This window comes from Chryseobacterium sp. KLBC 52 (assembly GCF_003347605.1).
Taxonomy (GTDB): domain Bacteria; phylum Bacteroidota; class Bacteroidia; order Flavobacteriales; family Weeksellaceae; genus Chryseobacterium.
Window position 1 is genome coordinate 1 of sequence record NZ_QDFZ01000014.1, and the last position, 21,595, is coordinate 21,595.

The following is a 21,595-nucleotide window of genomic DNA, read 5'->3' on the forward strand; positions in this document are numbered from 1 at the left end:
ACAGAATTTAACGTTTCGGGCAGTAAATTGTATCTTTCGCCGATAATTGACCTTTACAATGGCGAGATTATCAGTTACGATCTCTCAGAAAGGCCTGCCTTTGCGCAGGTTGTGAATATGCTCAAAAAAGGATTCAGAAAAATTAAAAATACTGAAAACCTCATTATCCACTCTGATCAAGGCTGGCAATATCAGATGAAAGCCTATCAGCACCTGTTAAAAGAAAAAGGCATTATCCAAAGTATGTCCCGCAAAGGAAACTGTCTGGATAATGCAGTAATAGAAAACTTCTTTGGAACTTTAAAATCTGAAATGTTCTATACTAAGAAATTTAAAACCATTGATGAGCTCAAAAAAGAAATAAAGAAGTATATCAAGTATTACAATAACGACAGGATAAGACTTAATCTAAAAGGAAAGAGTCCGGTACAGTACCGAACTCTTTCATATAATAATATTGTTTAATTTTGTCTAAACTTTTGGGTGCAGTCTATAATGACGGATGTTATTATTATTTTAATTTTCCAGTACTTAATTGGCTGCCGGATCAGCAAGCGTTGGTGTTAAACCTAATGATTTCAACCGGTTTTTACTGTCAAAAAACAATGTTGCATAATGTTTTCCTTTTTTAAAAGTCAGTTTTGATCCACCTGGGAATTCACTGTCAGCTCCTAATTTTTGTGTTTTAGTATTGTATTGAGTGAACCTGGTTTTACTATCCTGTAATGTACTTTTATTCAGGACAAGGCCAAAAGGAAGCCCTTCCACTACTAAAGATGTATTGTCTGAAGTTTCGAAAAACATCTCATTGACAGCGTTATTTTTCCCAAGACCACAATAAAGCTGCAGCCCTGTTTTCATGGTCCATTTTGCATATTTTTCTTCATTGGCATCTTCATAAAAAACGGTTTTTACATTCAGTGCTTTTGATATTTTATCAGGTGTCTGTGGAAATATAAATTCTGAATTTTTGTCCAGTAAAGAATTCAAAGCTGCTGTTTTCTGTGAAAATACAGTCACACTTAATGCCAGAAAAAAGAGGGTTACAATGAAATTGAATGGTTTCGTCTGCATGAGAATGTTTTAAAATTTTAATGGTTTGATGGTTAAAGTTATTAAAATTTTCTGCATTATTCTGTCTTTTATTATTTTCTTTCCTGTACATTGAACACAGTACCTGCAGGATCAGTAATCCAGTGCATGTTGTCAGGAAGTTCTTCAATCTCGTCACAGGTTTCCACACCGTTTGACCATAAGTATTCTGTGGCCGCTTCTACATCTGGAACCGTGAGCTGCAGCCAGGTTTCGGAATGGGTATAATTGTCGACACAATCCAGCCAAATAATATTATTTCCGAATTTTACCTCGTGAGTTCTGGAAACCGTAGGATTATTAATGGGTCTTTCCTCCACTTCTAATTTCAAAATTTCTCTGTAGAAAGCAACTGTTTTTTCATATTTATTTTTGGGAATTTTTATAGCGATATTAATTCCTGCTTCAAATTTTGGATTCATCCTCAAGCTATTTTAAAAAATTATTCAGATAGTTCAGAATCATTGCCGTCTGCATCATCAGACTCACGTGGGTTTGCCCCGGAGCAATAGCTAACTGAGATTTGGGCATTTCTCCCATGTCCGCAAAAACATCACCTCCCAATAGTTTATACGTTTTTGAGAGTTCTGTTTTGTCCAGTCCATCATTATCACCAGCTATGATTAAAACCGGTACCGGAATTTTAGAAATATTAGTATCACCAAGGTCAAAAGGCTGTCCGGCAGACGCCATCATCTGCTCCAGAAATGGTGTCCATTTTGTTTTATCTGGTGCTACAGCATTATAGGCGGTATGCATAGGACTGTTGGTAAAGAGGTCGGGTTTCATTCCTTCCAGTGCCTTATTGACTTCAGGCAGCCAGCCGTTAGTTTTATATGTTGAAGAAATAATAACCAGTTTGTTCAGTCTTTCCGGACTTTGTATCGCTAGTTGATAGGCCACTTCCCCACCAAAACTGTATCCTGCAACATCAGCTTTATCAATTTTCAGATAATCCATTACCTTTGTAATATCACTGGCCAAAGTAGCGTGTGATAATTTCCTTTCCGAAAAGGGAGTATGCCCATGTCCCTGTAATTCAATTGCTATTACCTTTCTGTTTTTAGACAATTCCGGGATCAGCTCACCCCAATTCAGATCAATCGTCATAAACGCACCATGTAACAGCACGACAGGCTTTCCTTTACCATAGACTTCATAATACACTTTAATTCCGTTGGCAGGCGCATAGCCACTTTCAGAGGGTTTTGTTTTTTGTCCATATACCTTCGATGCTGTCAGAAAAACCGTTAGGACCAATAATGCAGAGAATTTGAATAAACTTTTCATAATATTATAAATTTGGTGAATTAAACTCTTAATCAAAATTACCAAGTCAATCTGAAAACGGACTTGTCACAGGACAAGATTTTATTGAAACAAGATAAACTCTTTCAATACTGGTTTTAAAACCAGTCTCAGCAAATCATTTTACTTAATTCCATGAAATAAACATAAAATATACTACAATTAAACAATTAAAAAATAAATATTTTTACAATAATTCTACAATAGTTGATAAAATTTGATTAATTTCGAATTGAACTAAACGTAAAAATTATTATGAAAAATTTAAAGAAAATCGAAAGACAGGAATTGAAAACAATTAAGGGTGGAATTGACTGCAGAGGTGGTCAGCTATGTTTAATCGGTGGTAAGTGGCAATGTATGCCTTACGACGGATGTGGTGGTGGAAACCAGCCTTAATTTACGTTTAATGCAATTACTTGACTATGAAAAATTCTAAAAAAATTTCAAGAGATCAGTTGAAAAGTATTAATGGCGGAGCAGTAAGCTGTTCCGAAGCATGCTGTCCACCTCCGGGAATTAAAAGATGTCCGTGGGTGATCTGTATAGCACCATGTGAGATTTTAAGTTAAAAAGACTTTATTCTCAACAATAAACCCTGCGATTTTGAATTGCGGGGCTTTTTATTTTTAAGCTATATAGGGTATTCTTATTATACTGATGCCAATCTAAGATTACTCTAAAATAAAAAAACCTTAAATCAATTGATTTAAGGTTTTCTTTGCGGAGAGTGAGGGATTCGAACCCCCGGACCTGTTACAGTCAACAGTTTTCAAGACTGCCGCAATCGACCACTCTGCCAACTCTCCTTTAACTCCGGTAGTACCGTTGTTTTCAGTGGTGCAAATATAGAAAGTTTTTTAATACTGACAAAATATTTTTTCAAGAAAATTCGCATTTTCTGGAGTTTTAAAGGGATAGCCGTGTTCTCAGCCTAAGAAAATATAGGTACTACAATCTCAACATCAGCTATTTAAACTCAGAAATAAAACATTTCTACTTGGATCTTTTTTTTTACATATTTTTTATCCGTAATAATATTCGGTAGTAACATCTCCGCTGAAAGCCGGGTATGCATCCTGTTTCTCCATATGCAACTCAAATAATCTTTCGCCGTTTTTACTTCCTCCCCGAATCTTTAAAGAATGCCATCCGTTTTCTAATGATAGCGTAATACTGTTTTCCTCATTAATGGTAGTAATATCTTTTAAATAGCCAATTCCTACAATTTTCACTTCATTATTGGCGGTCTGAAATACCCAGCCTCTTGATTCTACCTCTACTTCATCATCATTCAGAATTTTTTCCTCATTTACAGAAACACGGAATGTGTAATAGTCTTCCTCTACCCCTATAATTGGAATAGCAATTCCTGATTTTGTTATTTCATCCCCATGTTCGTTTTCTACAAAATATTTTAAAATATTATTACCGGAAAGGTGATTTTCTTCCAGATATTTTGCTAAAAGCTGTGGACTAAACACCACGAAACCTTTAAGTTCTGAGAATATTTTTTTCATAATATATTTGAATTGGATTTGGATTACATATTTTATACAGTATTTTTTATTCTAATGATTTAATAAACTTTACAATACTTGCCTCAAAAACTAAGAACTCTCCGAGCATATTTCTGAAAATCCGTATCATTAAGTAACTTCTTTAGTATTTCATTTCTTTCATCTATGTCACAAATTTTCTTGACAACGTCAAAAGCATTGTAACGTATGTCAATCTTCATCTATGTTTAAAACCAGATTTTTTGCGACAGTTCTTATTTGAGAATATTCTACAAAATTTACCACTTTAATCAATAACTTCCTCAAGCCAATCAAGATACCAACGTTCAAAAGATATTGCCAGGCCATTATCATCCAGTAAAGGATTTATGCCTCCATAATCAGCTCTGTCATCAGTCCAAATTTTTCCACGTTCACTTCCGTTTACAACCAAAAGATATGTACATCCATGCCCAATATGACCAATCTGTAAACATCCATTTATATGGCTAGTATCCATATATGGATTTAATTGGTCTTCATCTGGCCGCTCTCCACCATCCCAATCAATATCAAAAATCCAATCTTCATTCCAGCTTTCAGAATAAGGAAAAGGTATTGATAAATTAATGGCAGGTTTTGTTCTGAGCTTAAAGTCAATCATTGATTCCTGTAATGATAAAAGACCATAATCAGGTCCAATGCAACCATTCCCTATTTTCGTAATAAAATCTCTGTAATCTTCAGGAAACTTAATTTTATTGTTGTTTTCAATAGAAAAAACTTCTGATTCAGGGATAACAGGATTAAGAAAAAACTCTTTTTGTATGATTGTATTCAATTTCCCTGGATTAGCTTTAAGAAAATTTAATTTTTCTTTTATGTAATTTATGTTCATTATATAGTATTTATTTATATCCTTTAAATGTAACTTCACCACCTTCCCATTTATAAGATATATCCATTTCATGTTTATTTGCGAAAGCTTCAAGTCCCTTCAAACATCTATCGCAGGGAGGCAAAGTAGATAGCTGTCCTTTTCCTCCTTTTGTCATTTGTCCCATTGATATAATTTCCAAATTGGTTCCTTTTAAATTCCCTCCTTTAGTGCTTTCCAAATGTTCTAATAATTTTGCTTCACTATGTCCTCTAGCTCCAAATCCATTAAAAGGGGCTTTTGATGACCCCGGAGTACTATACCATGAATAACCACCTTTAGGAGTTGTTACAGGAACTCCATCAAGGGAACCTATTACTTCATGTAAACCAAAAACATCAATCCAGGCATTTGTATCTTTCACATATCCATATAATGTAGGATTATTTCCTAAAAGACCTATTGGATCTTTACTTATATAATTTCCGCTTTGAATATCATAGTATCTAAAACGATTATAATAAAGCCCATCTATTTCTACATCTTCATACTGCCCAAGCTGTCTGAAAGGAATAAAATATCTATTTCCTTTTAAGTTTTTAAGGTTTCCATAGGCATCATATTCTGTACTCCATATGGTTTGCCCTCCTTCATCAAAAGCCTGAACAGGTCTGCCTATATAGTCAGAAACAATGCAGTAACTTTCTCCATTGATAATTTTGGCACATGGTATATATGAATTTCGCTCATACACCCAGGTCACCACATTCTCCACAGGTTCTTTTCCAACGCTGACATTCCCGTCATCATCTACAACCGTTACAGGAACTTCTTCTGCATCATAGCTCCATTCATGCAGAAGAACATTACCATCCCAAATATAACGAGTTATTTTCTTCAGACCAATTTTTGAGGTTCTTCTGCCGAGGGCGTCATACTCAAAGCTTACTTCTTTGCCGTCGGGGCGTTTTACTTTGGCCAGCATTCCGTTGGCATTCCAGGAATATGCCCAGTCTCCGGCGGACCATTCCGTGCTTTGAATTTCTGTTGGAGAGTTTTCCGCTACATTGGGTAAATCAGCTCCATCCGGCAGTTTCGGGCTGTTCAGCCAATCTGAAGCAATGGTTTTATAATAAGGATGCGTATTCTCCTGTTCTTCTTTATGCTCAGGTCTGGCATCGTTGATTGGCCGTTTACTTTTTAACAATAAATTCCCTTCTGTATCGTAATGATAGAACCAGTTTTTATCACGCATCAGCTTTCCTCCTTTGTCGTAGACGCGGTCAGTCTGCCGGGCACTTTCATATAAACATCCCGTAGCATCCGGATTTTTGTACTGTACCTCTCCGCTTGAATATTCTGCAGCAACAAGGCTTCCGAAAGCATCGTAATCAAATCTTGTTCTTCCGCCCGTCACCCTGTCCAGCATATGCAGCAACCTGCTTCCTGCTCCCCAGTTGTAATCTTTATGGAAGGTAGTATTGGTTTTATTTACTATTACTTTCTGACTTACCGGCATTCCGATATGGTCAAATTCAAAAGTGCTTTCCACCCCGCCGGTCATTTCACGGGAATGCATCTGCCCGTTCCGGCTGATCTCAAGATTCATCTGCCAGGGTGCATGCACTTCCGGAGTAGCGGCAGTTACCGATGTAAGCTGTCCCAGATCATTATAAGAATAGTCTACTTCGGCTCCCAGGCTGCTTTTTAGACCAATCAGATTTGCCTGACTGTCATATTCATATTGAATCGTATGCTCACCCTGTTTTTCACTGGTGACCTGTCCTAATTTATTTCTCTGAAAAGCGACACTGCTGTTTTCATTATCTGCTTTAACCAATAATCCTGAAGTGTCATACTGATAGGCTTCCCAGGTTCCGTCGGGATAATGGGTCTGTGTTAATCTTCCGCCCAGATCATATTCATGAAAAATATCTTTTCCCTGAGGAGTCCTGGTTTTGGTAACCATTCCGTCTTTATCTCTTATAAAGAACTTTTTCTGGCCGTCAAAACCTATCTCCCCGGTGACTTCGTCATTATAGTTTCTTTCAAACCGGTAAATTTCTCCTTTCTCATTGGTAATGCTCATCAGGTTTTCATAAGCATCATATCCGAAAACCAACGTTTCTTCTTTTTTATGGGACAAAGCATTTCTACGGACCTGACGTTTAAGGCTTCCCATCGGCGTATAACTCATGAGCCATTCTGCACGACCATCTGTGGCATACACAGGAAGATCATAGGCATCGTAACGGAGTTTTAACGGGAATTGCCCCTGTTCGTTCACTTCAACCACTCTTCCCATTTTATCCCTGTTCCAGAGGGTTCTGTTTAAAGAGCCCGGGCTGAACACCGTCAGCCTTCCATACTCATCATATTTCCAGTACTGCTCGGCTCCGGCGGTGTTGGTGAGCTGAGTAAGCTGACCTCTTTGGTTATATTTATAATAAGTAACAATCTCTTCTCTGCTGCTGCTTTCAGGAATTTTTTCACCGTCTGCATATTCATAGTATACAGTTTCTTCGGCAGGGTCGGTATAGCTGATCAGTTTTCCCTCTTCATCATAGCTCCATGTTTCCGAAGCTCCAGAAGGAGAGAAACGGGCAATTACCTGTCCGAATTCATTGTACTGATAATGGTATTCTTCGCCATCCGGGGTATGGAAAACTTTAATATTTCCCATTTCATCATAGGTATATCCCTGAACTCTTCCTTCCGGGGACCCTATCATTTTCAACTCGTTGTGGGCTGTATAATCGTACCAGGTTTCTCCACCTTCTCCATCTACTTTTTTGTAAACCAGAAAGTTTTCATCATAATGATATTCCTCGGTTTTATTGCTTTGCTTTGGATAGATAACTTCTGTGTAACCTTCCTCATCATGGTAATGAAGTCTTCCTTCCATATATCCATCCGTACCTTTGGTATGAACTACTCTTCCGTTTTTGTCATATTTCCACTGATAGCTCATTCCGTTACGGTTGGTTCTTCTCACCACATGGTTTTCTCCATCATAATCAAACACAATGGCTTTTTTATGAATATCCCAGACATGGGTAAGGTTGCCACGCTCATCGTAATCATACCTGACCTGAAGATCTCTCTGTTTTTTATAACAATAATAAACTTCTGTTACTTTTTTGTGTTCCGGGTGAATCACAGTTTCTATACTGCAGCCACTTTTAACATCTTTTATACTTTTCAGTACAATATTCCGGGCTTCATACTCATATTCGCGAACAGTTCCGTCACCATATTCGATCTTTGCAACTTTATATATCACTCCTTCTGTAACATGATGAAAACGGGTATAAGTGTAGATATCAGTTCCTTTACGAACAATCCAAATACTGCTATTGGGTCTGTACTGCCATATCTTTTGATCTCTGAAATAAGTCATTTCTTCTCCGATCTCAGGTGCAGAAATCAGCATTGCCATATTTTCGTCCGGATGCATCCAGCCTGCAAACTTATTATCTTCATCAGGAAGGATAAACAGATCATGATTATTGAAAACTCCATTTCCAAGAGGTCCGAAATCATAAGGCCGGTCGCTGTGCCAGATATTTTTCCAGGTTAAAGGTGTACTACCCTGAATAATAAAATCATCCCATTCAAAAACCATGGCACCAGTTGCAAAATTCACAGGTTCAAGACCGTAATGACATAATTTTTTGGATAAGGCATTGGCTAATTTGAATTTATTAAAAGGAGCTTTTTTAAGAACACTGTTGTTCAGCTTTTTTAAACCGCTAGCACCAAGTTTTCCTAATTTCTTGGTTAAACTTCTCATTAAAAACATTCCGGCAAGACGCATCACCATTTCTCCGGCGGTATAAACATGGGGTACAAAAGCGCCTCCTACCAATACCGGTCCACCCGTATTGATCTGAATATACATGCTTGAAAAGTTATTGTAAAAAGCAAAATAGGCCAGTGGATTTTTTTTCGGCTTATCCGGCATTGCGGGCAGCATTGTCATTCCAAAAGGAAATCCCATACAGGTTAATACCTGCTGAGGCTGGTTACCGCTCATTTTACTTCCCTGCGCCAGAACGGTCTGTGAACCGTAATACACTTCTCCTTCATGTGGAGCTTCCTGAGGAAAAGGAATGATATACACCGGAATAAGCGATGTAACATGTCTGAACGGAATAACCACTCCCATCACACTGGTTGTAGTGGTAGCTTTATGCCTTCCGTGAACATATATTGAGCCCCCCAGCGGAATATTTTCAGGAAGAGAGGGCATCAGGTTTCGTGCAAATTGTGGAATTGTAATTTTAATGGTGATATAATCCATAATATCAAAAACAATCCCAATAAACGGATGAGGCAAGGGCAAAGGAATAAACATGAAGGAAGGTGGCGGTGGAATGAGCGTCCAGTGGATATCAATGGCGAGCACAATATCAAAATGCTTACTTGTATGCTGAATGGCTGTGGAAGGCATTGCAGGATTATTGACCTTAATCAGTTTTACTTTGCTTTCCGGAGCTGCTCTTTCTGTTGTCACAGCACTGTCGCCGCCTCCGCCTCCACTGCTTTCTTCCGGCTGTCCGGCATCTGCTCCTACTATGGATTTAGCCATAGAAACAGGATTCAGGGAATCAAAATTATTTTTCATTCCGTTTTTCCAGCCTTGTGTGGTTTTATCCCAACTTACCGAAGTAACGTCTGCGTTTACCTTCCAGGAGCGGTCCGGGTTCATGTCCGGCTTTGCTACCTTGATCGGTTTTACTGTTTTTTTATTCAGATCTGCCATGATTCTTTTAATTTGAGATTACCCTGCTTTTGGTTTTTCTACACTCACCTTCCAGTCATCACCAAAATAAGTCTTCATTTCATTGTCCAGTATTGTTTTTTTATCGGTGTCGCCTTCATATTTGAGAATAAGCATGGAGGCTACAAACCTCAGGCTGCTCTGTTCTCTTGCTGAAGAATCCATCAATTTTGCTATATCCAGACATTTTTCAAAATATCTGATCATTTTATCTTTTGTAAGAACCGTATCATTCAATGTAGCGATGATTCTGTAACACTCAATCGCCATTGCATATTCTCCTATTTTCTGAGCAGTTTCTGCAGCTTTTTCAAATATTTTTTCTGCTTTAGCCTTTTTGGAGTTCCCTAACAGATAGCTACCATAATTCATATACATCTGAATTTCAAGGGGTGTATCCTGCTCCACTTCTTTCAATATCGTCTGATAGGTATCTTCTGCTTTTTCTTTTTTTCTATCCGCGGTATAAGCCTGGGTAAGCATAAAATAGGCAGAAATCTCTCCCTGTTTGTTCTTTTGTTCCCGGGCAAGTTTTACGGCTGTTTTCAATGCATGTTCAGCTTCTTTGAATCTTTCTTTGCTTAAATGATTACTTGCGATAAGAATCTGCTGTTGAAAATCCGTATCCGGGCTGTTCTTCTTACGGTTGGTATGAGCAGCTGTATTCTGCATCAACTGATGAATGTCGACCTCTATTCTGAACCTGTGTGCTGAAGAGATTTCCGGCAATGTTCTGTAGGTGTGATGTTCTGCCCAAACCAGTTTAATATCTTTATTTTCTGATGTTTCACAGATCCTGCACCACTCTTTCACCCACAAAGAAAGTTCTTCGGTATCGCTGATCCTGAGCGGAGCAATGTAGATGTAGATTTTAGACTCTTTGATATTGGGGAAGTTTTTCTTTAATTCCATTAAAGGATAAAATGCCTTATATGCATCTGTTTTAAAGTTTTCTTCCGGGTTTTTCAAATGCCATTGGGGTATATTTTCTTCGCTTTTTTTCAGCATCTCATAGAACTCAGTCCATTCATCCAATAAGGTTTGTCCGAAGGAGTTCATTCCGTTAAATTCCTGATAATGGAGTAAAAAGACATCATCTCCTTCTTCATCTTCAGAAAGCTTCGACTTGATAAATCCGTCAAAAAGATCGGTTTCATGTTTTTCTCCTATACAGATCAGCATAGGTTTTTCTTTATTTTTTGAAACGACTTTCTGCCATTGTCTTTTTAATTTAACCAGCTCCAAATCTACCGGATTCATTAATTCAGTTTTACAGTTCCACTTACAATATTCGTCTCACTTCCACCTCCTACGTTGATTTTTCCTCCACTACTCAAATTGGCTTCAGTATCCCCTCTCATAGAAAGCGTATTGGTTCCGATATCGAGCGTATCAGATTTAATTCCGACACCGGAAGTAGGTTCACCGTCTTCTGGTCCTACTCCAACTCCGATACTCGTTGTTCCACCAACACCAATATTGACTCCCTGTACGAATATTTCTTTTCCTTTAATCTGAATATTTCCCTCTTTATCCATATAAATTGAACTGCTTCCACAATTCAGCGTAATAGAAATTTTACTGTCTATGCTTATATTTCCGGCTCCATCCAGAAAAACAGAATTCTGATCTTTATCTTTTACGGTAATTCCGCCGGCATCATCCAGACTCATTGTATGCCCGCTTTTACTGCTTAAGCTTTTAATATTATTTCCGGCGCCTCCGCCACCGCCAACGCCTCCATGAAACATTCCTCCCATTACAAACGGACGGTCAGGATGCTGGTGTGCGAAATTGACCACTACCTGATCTCCTTCTTCCGGAATCGCCATGAACCCACGATTTTTGCTCACTTTTTCGCTGCCTCCTCCATCGGGAGTCATTACCCTGATATATTCTGTCGTAGTAGAACCATTCTGCCAGTCGAATTGTACTTTAACTCTACCCTGGTTTAAAGGATCTACATTGGAAATTACTTTGGCAAATTGAGCATCTGCTTTCGGGGTATGAAACTCCGGACGGGGAATAAATCCGGTATCCGAAGCTATAGCCTCAAATGTTCCGGTATAATATCCTCTTGCATCTACCTCATGATACATATCCGTAATCATCAGTTTGGTAAAATAGGTTGTTTCACTACTTTCAGCTTTTCTCATTTCTATATCTGCGATACAGCCTGGATAAAGAAATGGCACTGTGGTGATTCCTGAAATCACAAATACTTCAGCGGCCTTACTTCCGGCAGTTCCTTTCTGGGAAGTTTCCACATCCATGAAAGACACTGCTTTTATGGGAGCAACTCTCAACGATGGTGTTGTAAAAGTTTTTTCTGAAATTTCATACGCTCTTTTGGCGATATCAGAGGTATGGTTAATTTTTGAATTTCCTGCTGTTAATTTTTCATTTTTACTGCTGTTATAACCATAAAATGAAGGATTAACGTGCTGAGCTTTCATTTTTATCTTAACATCGCTCACGCTGCTACCATACGTAAGCTTCACAGGTTTTTCCTGAGGCGGAAGCTTTCCGAAATGCAGCACTTCACCATCATAATAGAACTGTTCACCGTAAGCTTCTGCAATCCTGGCCAGATAGTTATAGTGAGTCTCTTCATATTGTGAGCTGTAAGAAACATTTCCATGGGCTGCATCTACTCTGAAATCAAAACTGCTTTGCCCCAGTCCTTCTTTGATTACCTGATCTGCAATACTGTTGAGACTGATTTCCTGTGCTCCGCCAAAACTTTGAATATGAGGAGCTGCATCCAAAAGAACCGTAGGGCTGGATCCTGTAAGAACAATATTTCCCAGGCTTCCTTTTTCCTGGCTGAAACCTACTTCTGTGATCACTCCTACAAAGTTTCTTTCCGGGCCGTCTTCAACGTCTTTATATCTGAAAATTACAGTAATTCTTTTTCCAAGAAAGTTCTGAGCTTCTTCCAGATTGTGGTTTTCTGAACTTCCTAAGGTATCGTGAGCCAGCATCAGATCGAATTCATGATGTTTTACCGCACTTTGTTTTAACTGAAAATGCTTGAAATGTTTTATCACTTTTCCATCAATTACGATTTCAAGTTTTACCACACGATTGATCCCGGCGACCTGGTTTCCGGGTATTGTACTGGCATTATAAATCCCTGAAGTTGGCTGTTTAGTCCATACCTTATCTTCTACCAGTGTAGGAGGGTTCGGTTGTTTAACCTGATTCATAAACATTTGAGAACCGTTTTGAACCAGGCCTGTATACGCCTGAGCCTGAGCCATTTTTTCTGTAGTTTTCTTAATGGTTCCGCTCGATTTTTCCTGTACTTCCTGAGCAGCTTTGCTGACAGCCTGATCTGTCAATGTTTCTTTAATATTCTTTACAGCTGAAATTTTATCTTGGGAAACAGGCATTTTGGGTGAATGATCGTCCTGAAACATAATGGTAATATTTTGATTGATTGAGTGTCAGATTTTTTTAAGCCTGAAATTGATCTGAGCAACAAAATTCAGATACAATTTTCTTTATCCATACTTCATTTGTAAAAATGAATCCGGATATTGAGATCAAAACAGGGTATTTAAAAGGAAAAGTGTAAGAGTAAGTTTACTTCATAACCCTGTTGAATTTCAAGATTTCTCTTGATTTTATGGTTGTAATATGCAGATTTTAATCATTATTAATTTTTTATAATTGGATTGGTGGTAGTACAAAGATAAAACGGTAATTGCTATTCAGAAAATTTTCATCAGGTAATCTGAAATTTTGTCGTAGTTCTACGACTTTTTATAAATAATTCTAAAGTAAATGATTAAAAAAAAGAAATAAACATCTATATATCAAACAAATATTTAACAATTTTTAATAATTGAAGAACACTAATTTATCACTTAAAATAGAAATAATTTAAAATATTTTTGCTGATTGAAATAAAAAAACAGCTGTACACTTTTAATGTAAAGCTGCTTTATAGATATGATTGAGTTTCTTTATTATTTTCTGATTTCTGATACTTTTTTCAGATAAACATCGGTCTGATCCAAAAATTCCTGATCGGTCTGCTGTATGGTAATGTGAGGAATAATTCCCTGTCCTCTTTTCTGATCAGGAAGGTTTTGAGCATCCTGAATGACATGAACAATAGAAAATCCGGTCTGAATTCCTGTATTTGGTAGTTCATACACTAATGGAAGATGGCCATTATGTTCATAGTATCCACCAACAGTTTCTTTTCCAATCACAATGGCATTGGTATAGGATTTAATGAGAGAAGCCAAATGTGAAGCTGCAGAAGCTACCCTCTGGTCTACGATAAGGTAAAGCTGTCCTTTAAAAGTTCTTTCATTAGGCATAATGGAAGGATTTTTGTCATCTGCCCAATAATATTTTCCCTGAACACTTTTAGGATAAAGCTGCTTCAGATAGGCATTCAGTCCATGCTTATCCTGTACTCCGTTAGAAAGAAAAAGAGGTGTGATAACCAGTTTTTCTTCCAAAGGAACTTCATTGAACTGGGTATAAGCATAGTGACTATCACGAAATGGTCTTTGCGTAAGATAAGAGAATACTTTTTCATAAAGTGCTCCTGTGCCTCCTGTATTTCCTCTAAGATCAATCATCAGATTCTGTATATTCTCCTTTTCCAGAGTATCCATCATCTGCTCAAGAAAAGCACTGAATTTTTTATAGGCGGGATCTTCTTTTCCGGTTGCAAAATCAAATCCTCTCAAAGATAATCTGTAAATATTTTCTCCCTCTTTGCTGAAGCTATATTTTTCAGACAGCAATTTTTTGTCAAAGGCAAGCGAATATCTGGATTCCTGAAGTTTTTTAAAATTTTCCAGCGGTATTCCCGGCAGAGCAATTTCTTTTACAGTGTCATTCCATTTATATTGAATCACATAATTTTTATGGCTGCCAAATTCCATATAAAATTTATCCAGCATTCCTCTTTCAAAACCTGTTGTTTCTTTGTAAGGCATGGAATATCCGTCAGAAAAATAGTATTGAGAAAAGCGGCTGATCATTTCTTTTGCGGAAACTCCGTTGATGGCGAGTATTTCAGCACCAAGAGGTATTGCTGCCTCTTTTGAATCCTGAAGCAGGCGTCCGTCAATATTCTTCAGAGTGATGGGTAAATATTCAGGTTTCTGGGTGAGATAATACGAAGCATGATTGGGTAGATCTGTATAATTATGACAGCTTCCTTCAAATCCGGTAAGTTTGGCAATGACTTTATAGAACTCAAAAATATTTTTACTGTTTCTGGCTTCTTGTTCCGCCTGCTGGTAGATGCTGTCCATCTGTTTTTTGCTTCTGTATACATAAAGTCCAGAATTTGCTTTTTCCCTGATGGACCGGAAGGTTTTAAGGTCTTCTACAAACTGATCTGAACTGAACTGGCCGTTCAAAACAGGTACGTTTTTGGATTCTGCAATAGATACTTTTGCGATTTTACTTTTTTCAAGATAAGATTTGGCCCAGATTTTTACTTCATATTTTTTTCCTTTTTCAGGGGTAAAATACAAACGCTCCACACTTTTTATTCCTCTGGAATCATCCTGCTCTCTCATTTTTTTTCCATCTGTGAACAAAGCGATTCCCAGATTAGCATCAGCAGACTGTACGGAGATCCACGATGGTTTATGAGAATGTGGCAAATATTTCAGGGTGTCTCCCGGTTTAAGCTCCAGCTGGGTCTGCGCATAGACAATGTTGACGAATAACAAAAGTGGAATGATAAGAGGTCTGGTCATTATTATTTTTTGAATGGGCTAATATACAAATTAACCTCAACCGATTGAGCATTCTTCAGCTATTCCCCTTGAACATTATAATTTCACACTTTTCTCCTGTACTTCTTCTGCAGAAAGCCCATAAATCTGAGGTGTTTTTACGTCCAGAAGATTCAGATAGATATACAATTCTGCCCTGTGATGGATTTCATGTTCTATCATGGCACGAAGCCATTTCCATACAGAAATTTCACTATTGGCTGGGGTAAGACATTTTCTGGTAAGATCTTCGTCTGATAGTCCTTCAATGATGTGAAGAGTCTGCCTGTGCATTTCGTTGAAAAACTGAACTGTATTTTCATAGCCGTCGGCAAGGTCTTTACCACATCCGGGATAAGCACTTTTTCTTCCTGTAATGGTTTCTCCATACATATACCGTTCAATGGCAGCAATGTGCCTTATCTGATCACCAATGGTAAATTTGCCGGGTTTATAGGAAAAATCAATATGTTCAGGAGGAACAACTTTAATAATACGGTTGGTTCTTTCTCTTATTTTTTCATAATACTCAAGGAATGACTGCACAGTTTTTATTTCCATATCTTTTGCTTTTTTCCGTAAAGTGAATATAAGAAATCTAATGATATTGGGGTTAGGGTTTTATTTTAAATCAGCCATAACATTAAAATAATCCCCAATAAGTGAGTCTAAAATTTGGAAGCTCAATAAATAACCAATATTTTAGTTAAAAAATAACCATGATGAAAAGAGGAATCTGCCTGTGTATTATTCTATTAAGTTTTAAAAATCTTACTGCCCAGTCTGCAAAAATTGATACTGAAAAACTTCTTGAATTTTACGAAACACAACGTTATGCTAATGCTGCTACTTATCTTCAGAGCATATATCCCGGAGATACACAGGATATAAAAGCCCTTTCACAAATTGCTTATTGTAATATGATGGCGGGAAAACTTCCGGACGCAGAAAAAAATTATCTGAAAATCAATACCATTCAACCCAACAACGTACCTACTTTATTCAGCCTGGCAAGTATCAATTCGAGACGTGGAAATGTTTCTAATGCCAAAACCTATCTTCAACAGATCATTCAGCTTGACAGCCTTAATTTTAGTGCTTACAAACAACTTGCTGCTTATGCAGAAACACCTGAATCCAGACTTCATTATCTTAAAAAAGCCAGTACCCTGAATGCTGCCGATCCTGATGTGGCTTATGATCTTTCCCTAACCTACAGCGGTCTTAAGCAATATCAACCCGCTTATGATGTATTGAAAACAGCGATCGCTGCTGATACCGAAAACTTTACTTTACAACAAGCCCTACTGCCTGTGGCCAATCAGCTCACCCAATATCCGGAAGTGATTGAAATTGGTGAAAAGCTTCTGAAAAATCATGCTGATGTGAATGTAATGAACGATGTGGGACAGGCTTATTTTTATGTAAAGGATTATCAGAAATGTATTATACTTTACAAAATGCTGGAAGATATGGGAGTGCAAAATGAAGGCACATTATATTTTATGGCATTGAGCTATCGTGAACTGAAAGATTATAAGAATGCGGCCATCTATACTCAAAAGACTATTGATGAAGCTATTTCAGACCACACCAGCCTTTACTATGCGGCACTGGCAGGCATTTATGAAGCTCAAAATCAGTATAACGAGGCGGTGACCGCTTACAAAAGAGGACTGACTTTTGGGACCAGCAATATTATTTATTACCGTTTGGGACTTCTTTATGATCTCAACCTGAAACAACCTAAGAATGCAGCAACCTACTATCAGCTGTATCTTAAAAACAATCCGGATCAGAACAAAGAAAAAGAACAGATTGCCTATGCAAAAGGAAGAATTCCTGTTTTAAAATAAATTCAAAAAGAGATAAAAGCATTTTGTGATTATAGTCACAAGGGAATGTTCAGTGAACCTTTAATTTTGTATTCAACAATAAAAACAATATTTATGGACGATACAACTCGAAACGTAGCAGAACAGTTTATTCACTATTTAAATGAAGAAGATTTTGACAAGGCGGAAAGCTGTCTCGATCCTGACTTTAAATTTATAGGAGTATTGGGTAAGAGAGAAGGAGCTTCTGTTTATATGAAAGATATGCAGAAGATGAAATTTAAGTATGAAATTATCAGGACTTTTACTTCCGGTGAAGATGTATGTTTCTGGTACAATATTGATATGGGAGAAAAAACAATAGAATCTTCGGGATGGTATCATATAAAAGATGGAAAGATCCGTATTTTAAAAGTTCTGTTTGATCCGAGACCTTTATTAAAAGAGTCTTAAATCCAGCCTGTTTTTTTTCTCCAAGCTGTATATTCAACGTCTTTGCTATCAATTTCCGGAATAGCTTCAGGTTCCGGAATTTTGCTGATATCTGATTCAGGCAGAACCCGTAGATTTACCTTTTCACGCTCTGCATTTAAGTTTTCTTTGTTTTCTACTGGGTAAATTTTTCCTTCAGAGGTCAACTGTGTCCCATACTTTTGAGGTTTACTCTGAAAAACCTGAATTCTGTCATATAAATAGGCTTTATGCAAAGGATTAATATCATTGGAATGTTCTTCCATCGTAGCATAACATGTTTTCATAAATTCAGGTTCACCGATAGCATGCTGGATAATCAGCCAGGCTGCATCATTAGCTTTCTCGCCGACTTTTGAGATGGTGGGATAACCAATTTTTGCTATAATTTCCCGCAGCCGTCTGGCATTGGCTCTATGAATATTTTCCATTTCAGGATGATATCCTCCGGATAATTCACCAGCCAGCAATAGTTTTTCTCTGACGGACAGATCCTGGTCAGCCATTTCGATCAGTTCTTTTTCAAAAGGAAGATTGTTCATATAATAGTTGATAAATGATGATTGATGAATGAGGGGCTTTTTCTATGTGATTCGATCAAGAATAAAACGGGCTCTTCTTTCTATTGAAACTTTAGGAACTTCGATAACAGTATAACCATATTCCTGATAAATTTCTTTCATACACTCAAAGGTTTCCACTGCTTTTTCAAAGGTTTGTTTTCTTTCAGGATCGTTTTCATAGATTTCTTTCCACGGGGGAAGAATGAAAACATTATGATGATAAACCATTTCTCTCGCTTGTGCTTCCATAGACACCGGAATTGAAATATGTTCAAGTTTCATATAGCCCAACGTATCCAATATCCCACGGTCAAAGAAAACAGGCTTCTTATGAGGTATTTTGCTTATTTCCAGGTAGGTTTTTACAGATTCTTTAAACATCAGTTCTGCAAAAAGTTCTTTGTTAAGCCAGGGAAGCCCTTCACCACCGGAATCCATCTGTTCTTTAATGATTTTTCTTCCTTCTTCAGGCACAGTTATCCATTCATGCCGGTGTAATTCATCCAGCAACGTTGTTTTTCCTGCCCCAGGACCTCCTGTAATGATATATAATGTTGATATCTTCTGTTTCATGGATTTGAATTAAAGGATAAATACAGCTGCATCGCACCACAGAAATTTCATACTGTGGAGTTTATCTGTTATTTTTAATGATACTTTTATAGGTGTTGATACGATCTTCTTCCCGGTACATATTACACAAGATCAGAAGATCATCTGTATTGTATTTCTGGGCGATCTCATTTAATTTCTGATGAACGGACTGTGGTGTTTCTATAATAATTCTGTTTAAAACAGCAAAGAATTCTTCCTCATCCTTTGTTCCCAAAACTTTCTGTTCTACCGCTTCCGGAGAAAGAACCGCATTGGGACTTACCAATTGCCTGGATTGCAAAAACTGATAGGCCATTCCATAGGCATTCCGTCTGGCATCTTCAATTTTATCTGCTACTGATACCGCTACCGCAACCTGTAATGAAGGCTGAGGAAAATATTGTGTGCTATCAAATTCTTTGAGATAAATATCTGTATTTTCTTTTCCATTTGCACTATTCATAAAAGCGGCGAATGAATATCCGATCCCGTGTTTGGCTGCTTCTCTGGCAGAAGTCATTCCTGAACCGAGCCACATAATTTCCGGAATATGCTGTACATGAGTCGGCTGCGCGATAAGTCCATTATAAACTCCTTCTTCATCTTTTATGAATTGAATGATCTCTTCCAGTTTTGTTTCCATATTGGATAAAATGACTGGTTTATGATTGTTGAGTGCCATTACAGCATCTTTTAATCCGCCCGGTGCTTTTCCCAGTCCGAGAATAAACCGTTCAGGATACAAGGTAGACAGCATTTTGGTCCATTCTGCAATTTTATAGGCAGAATAGTTTCTCATCATAATCCCTGCCGTTCCTACTTTGATCCGGTTTGTTTTACTGAGGGCAATGGCAGCTAAAAGTTCAGGACTTGAACTGGCATATGCTTCTACGCCATGATGTTCAGAATACATAATGCTGTGAAATCCTGTTTCTTCCGCTAATAGAGCAAGGTTAATACTGTTTGTCAATGCAGTTGCAGCACTTCCTCCCGTTGTGGTGGGTGACTGATCTAATATCCCTAACTTCAGCTTCATATTCTTGAATCTATTTTATGGTGAAGTTATGAAAAAACCTTCCGCTTATCGGAAGGTTTCTTTATAAAAAGTGATTATGCACATAAACGGGTTCCACAGCCTCCACCGCCGCAGTTTCACACAGTGTTAAATAGTAACTGATTTTCCTATTCTAAAACTTTAGAGCATTCAGATGATCAAAATCTTCCTTTCCGTAGATTTTTTCAATTTTCCCATCCTGGAGCAGTGCAATCTTATCACAGGTATGAAAAAGGGTTTCAATAATATGGGAACTCACCATTACTACTTTATTTTGGGATTTCAACTGTCTGATAATATCATAAAGAATATGAACACCTTCAAAATCCACTCCATTGAAAGGTTCATCCAGAATATTAATAGATTTATCCAGCATCAGCATTCCGGTGAGAGCCAGTTTTTTCTTCATTCCGCTGGAGTAATACTGTACATATTTTTTTAAAGGAAGATTAAATTTTTCAATAATATCTTTAACCTCCGCTTCTTTTTTTGAAGTGAAATAGGCCAGATATTCTTCTCCAGTAATGTAAGGATAAAAGTAGTTTTCAGTTTCAAGATAGGAGATCATTTCGCGTTTCAACTGTTCGTTCTTCCATGTGATCTCTCCGGAAAACGGAGTACTCTGGTACAGAGATTCAAACAAAGTGGTCTTTCCGGCTCCGTTTTTTCCAAGCAGTCCTACAATGCAGCCTTCTTCTATGGTTAGATTCAGATCGTTTAAAACTTTCTGATTTTTAAAATGGACCTGTACGTTTTTAATCTCCAACATAAGTTTTGATATTGTGGGAAGCTTCTTTTATATTTTTTTTCCATACAAATAGTGCCGGAATGATGGTCAAACTACATATTGTATATTCAATAAAAACTCCCATATTAAAATGATTTCCTCTCTCTTTGTAATGATACTGTTTGTATTTTCTGGTGAGAATCAGTAAGAAATACAGATTCATAAAGACAAAATAATAAAGTATGTACAAGGCCTCGGCAGAATGCAGAACGAGAAACAAACCATATACTGGCAACAGTAAAATATTAAAAAACAGTGAGTTTTTCCTGAGTTTCTCTTTTAAAGTATATTTCCTGAAATACATTTCCAGCATTTCTTTGCTTTCATTGAGCTCGTAAATATGTGAGACATAATCCAGTGCGAATACTCCTGCCAGAATCAACGTTACAGGATGATAAGCCGAACCCCAGATTACGATAAGGCCGAAAATTGCCAGCCAGGTATTTTTTCTCAGAAAACTTTTCCATTCAAATAAATCGTCCGGAATAGAATTCCATTGTAACGCCAGCCAGGGTCTTGTTCTTGGTGTGATAAAAGCCAGCACGACAAAGGCCGGTAGTGAAAATAATGCTGTTCTCTCCAGTTTGTAATGGATGTTTCCACAAAGCAGAACACTGTAAATAAATACTGCTTCCAACATAATAACCCATCGCCAGCTGGTGACAAAAACTTTTTTCAAAAAAGGAATATCTTTTCTTTCATAATGAAACAGCAATGCCAGTATAAAAAACAAAGGTGGATAATAACAGACTTCAGGCAGCTTCACTACAATCAAAGCGCCAAGCATGATCATAACAGGAATACTTGCTCTGGGATTCAGATTTAACAGTCTGAAACTTTGATGAAATCTGAATTTTAAATGGTGTAAAAGTTTTTTCAATGGGGATTAAAGATTCTCTTTTTATAATATTTTCATCTGAAGATGACAGATTGCGAACGCTAAAGATAAATATTTTTCATCAGGATACCTGAAATT

Annotated in this window: 20 protein-coding genes and 1 tRNA gene; 5 read left to right on the forward strand and 16 right to left on the reverse strand. The window is 37.4% G+C overall.

The genetic code is table 11. The features are described 5' to 3' along the window. Positions 1–465: IS3 family transposase (locus DDF69_RS15110; protein ID WP_114820850.1), on the forward strand; the 465-nt coding region annotated here is incomplete at its 5' end. A 66-nt stretch (positions 466–531) separates the two neighbouring features. Here DDF69_RS15110 and DDF69_RS15115 read toward each other — a convergent pair. The 3 genes from DDF69_RS15115 to DDF69_RS15125 all read right to left on the reverse strand — a co-directional run bounded on the left by DDF69_RS15115 (position 532) and on the right by DDF69_RS15125 (position 2,382). Further along, positions 532–1,074 (reverse strand): hypothetical protein, encoded by a 543-nt coding sequence (locus DDF69_RS15115; protein WP_114821499.1) that lies wholly within the window; start codon positions 1,072–1,074, stop codon positions 532–534. Positions 1,075–1,145: 71 nt separating this feature from the next. Next, entirely contained in the window at positions 1,146–1,514 is a 369-nt protein-coding gene (locus tag DDF69_RS15120; RefSeq protein WP_114821500.1) for a VOC family protein, read from the reverse strand. A 7-nt stretch (positions 1,515–1,521) separates the two neighbouring features. Further along, positions 1,522–2,382, reverse strand: coding sequence for an alpha/beta fold hydrolase (locus tag DDF69_RS15125; protein ID WP_114821501.1), 861 nt, complete (start codon positions 2,380–2,382; stop codon positions 1,522–1,524). A 273-nt stretch (positions 2,383–2,655) separates the two neighbouring features. Here DDF69_RS15125 and DDF69_RS22100 point away from each other — a divergent pair, with 273 nt between their 5' ends. Further along, positions 2,656–2,799, forward strand: a complete 144-nt coding sequence (locus DDF69_RS22100) for a bacteriocin-like protein (protein WP_002980068.1) — start codon at positions 2,656–2,658, stop codon at positions 2,797–2,799. A 26-nt stretch (positions 2,800–2,825) separates the two neighbouring features. Then, positions 2,826–2,972 (forward strand): bacteriocin-like protein, encoded by a 147-nt coding sequence (locus DDF69_RS22210; protein WP_165835290.1) that lies wholly within the window; start codon positions 2,826–2,828, stop codon positions 2,970–2,972. A 152-nt stretch (positions 2,973–3,124) separates the two neighbouring features. On the opposite strand, the gene DDF69_RS15130 is transcribed toward DDF69_RS22210, so the two are convergent. The 8 genes from DDF69_RS15130 to DDF69_RS15165 all read right to left on the reverse strand — a co-directional run bounded on the left by DDF69_RS15130 (position 3,125) and on the right by DDF69_RS15165 (position 15,876). Then, positions 3,125–3,209: transfer RNA gene (locus DDF69_RS15130), tRNA-Ser, on the reverse strand. Positions 3,210–3,425: 216 nt separating this feature from the next. After that, positions 3,426–3,920 carry a hypothetical protein gene (locus tag DDF69_RS15135; RefSeq protein ID WP_114821502.1) on the reverse strand — a complete coding sequence of 165 codons (495 nt, stop codon included), beginning with the start codon at positions 3,918–3,920 and terminating at the stop codon, positions 3,426–3,428. Positions 3,921–4,206: 286 nt separating this feature from the next. Then, positions 4,207–4,797 carry an SMI1/KNR4 family protein gene (locus DDF69_RS15140; RefSeq protein ID WP_162800943.1) on the reverse strand — a complete coding sequence of 197 codons (591 nt, stop codon included), beginning with the start codon at positions 4,795–4,797 and terminating at the stop codon, positions 4,207–4,209. Positions 4,798–4,807: 10 nt separating this feature from the next. Beyond that, on the reverse strand, positions 4,808–9,541 hold the full coding sequence (locus DDF69_RS15145) for an RHS repeat-associated core domain-containing protein (RefSeq protein ID WP_228412010.1): 4,734 nt from the start codon (positions 9,539–9,541) through the stop codon (positions 4,808–4,810). Between the two features lie 18 nt (positions 9,542–9,559). After that, entirely contained in the window at positions 9,560–10,819 is a 1,260-nt protein-coding gene (locus DDF69_RS15150; RefSeq protein ID WP_114821504.1) for a tetratricopeptide repeat protein, read from the reverse strand. Continuing rightward, the gene (locus DDF69_RS15155; protein ID WP_114821505.1) at positions 10,819–12,981 is read right to left on the reverse strand and encodes a type VI secretion system Vgr family protein; all 2,163 of its coding nucleotides are present in this window, start codon (positions 12,979–12,981) and stop codon (positions 10,819–10,821) included. The genes DDF69_RS15150 and DDF69_RS15155 overlap by 1 nt, the downstream gene beginning before the upstream one ends. A 552-nt stretch (positions 12,982–13,533) precedes the next feature. Further along, positions 13,534–15,297 carry a S41 family peptidase gene (locus DDF69_RS15160; protein ID WP_114821506.1) on the reverse strand — a complete coding sequence of 588 codons (1,764 nt, stop codon included), beginning with the start codon at positions 15,295–15,297 and terminating at the stop codon, positions 13,534–13,536. A gap of 75 nt (positions 15,298–15,372) precedes the next feature. Further along, positions 15,373–15,876, reverse strand: coding sequence for a DinB family protein (locus DDF69_RS15165; protein WP_114821507.1), 504 nt, complete (start codon positions 15,874–15,876; stop codon positions 15,373–15,375). 158 nt (positions 15,877–16,034) lie between these two features. On the opposite strand from DDF69_RS15165, the gene DDF69_RS15170 reads away from it, so the two are divergent. Together DDF69_RS15170 and DDF69_RS15175 are read left to right on the forward strand one after the other, a co-directional pair. Beyond that, a complete protein-coding gene (locus tag DDF69_RS15170) occupies positions 16,035–17,171 on the forward strand; it encodes a tetratricopeptide repeat protein (RefSeq protein ID WP_114821508.1) in 1,137 nt (378 codons plus the stop codon). A gap of 93 nt (positions 17,172–17,264) precedes the next feature. Next, positions 17,265–17,603 (forward strand): nuclear transport factor 2 family protein, encoded by a 339-nt coding sequence (locus DDF69_RS15175; RefSeq protein ID WP_114821509.1) that lies wholly within the window; start codon positions 17,265–17,267, stop codon positions 17,601–17,603. On the opposite strand, the gene DDF69_RS15180 is transcribed toward DDF69_RS15175, so the two are convergent. The 5 genes from DDF69_RS15180 to DDF69_RS15200 form a co-directional block, all read right to left on the reverse strand. Beyond that, complete coding sequence (locus DDF69_RS15180; protein WP_114821510.1) at positions 17,600–18,163, reverse strand: DUF6624 domain-containing protein; 564 nt, start codon at positions 18,161–18,163, stop codon at positions 17,600–17,602. The genes DDF69_RS15175 and DDF69_RS15180 overlap by 4 nt on opposite strands. Before the next feature lie 42 nt (positions 18,164–18,205). Further along, entirely contained in the window at positions 18,206–18,757 is a 552-nt protein-coding gene (locus tag DDF69_RS15185) for an AAA family ATPase (RefSeq protein WP_114821511.1), read from the reverse strand. Between the two features lie 61 nt (positions 18,758–18,818). Further along, complete coding sequence (locus tag DDF69_RS15190) at positions 18,819–19,814, reverse strand: MsnO8 family LLM class oxidoreductase (protein ID WP_114821512.1); 996 nt, start codon at positions 19,812–19,814, stop codon at positions 18,819–18,821. A gap of 151 nt (positions 19,815–19,965) precedes the next feature. Next, positions 19,966–20,601 (reverse strand): ATP-binding cassette domain-containing protein, encoded by a 636-nt coding sequence (locus tag DDF69_RS15195; RefSeq protein ID WP_114821513.1) that lies wholly within the window; start codon positions 20,599–20,601, stop codon positions 19,966–19,968. Beyond that, entirely contained in the window at positions 20,588–21,499 is a 912-nt protein-coding gene (locus tag DDF69_RS15200) for a hypothetical protein (RefSeq protein ID WP_114821514.1), read from the reverse strand. The genes DDF69_RS15195 and DDF69_RS15200 overlap by 14 nt, the downstream gene beginning before the upstream one ends. Positions 21,500–21,595 lie beyond the last annotated feature (96 nt).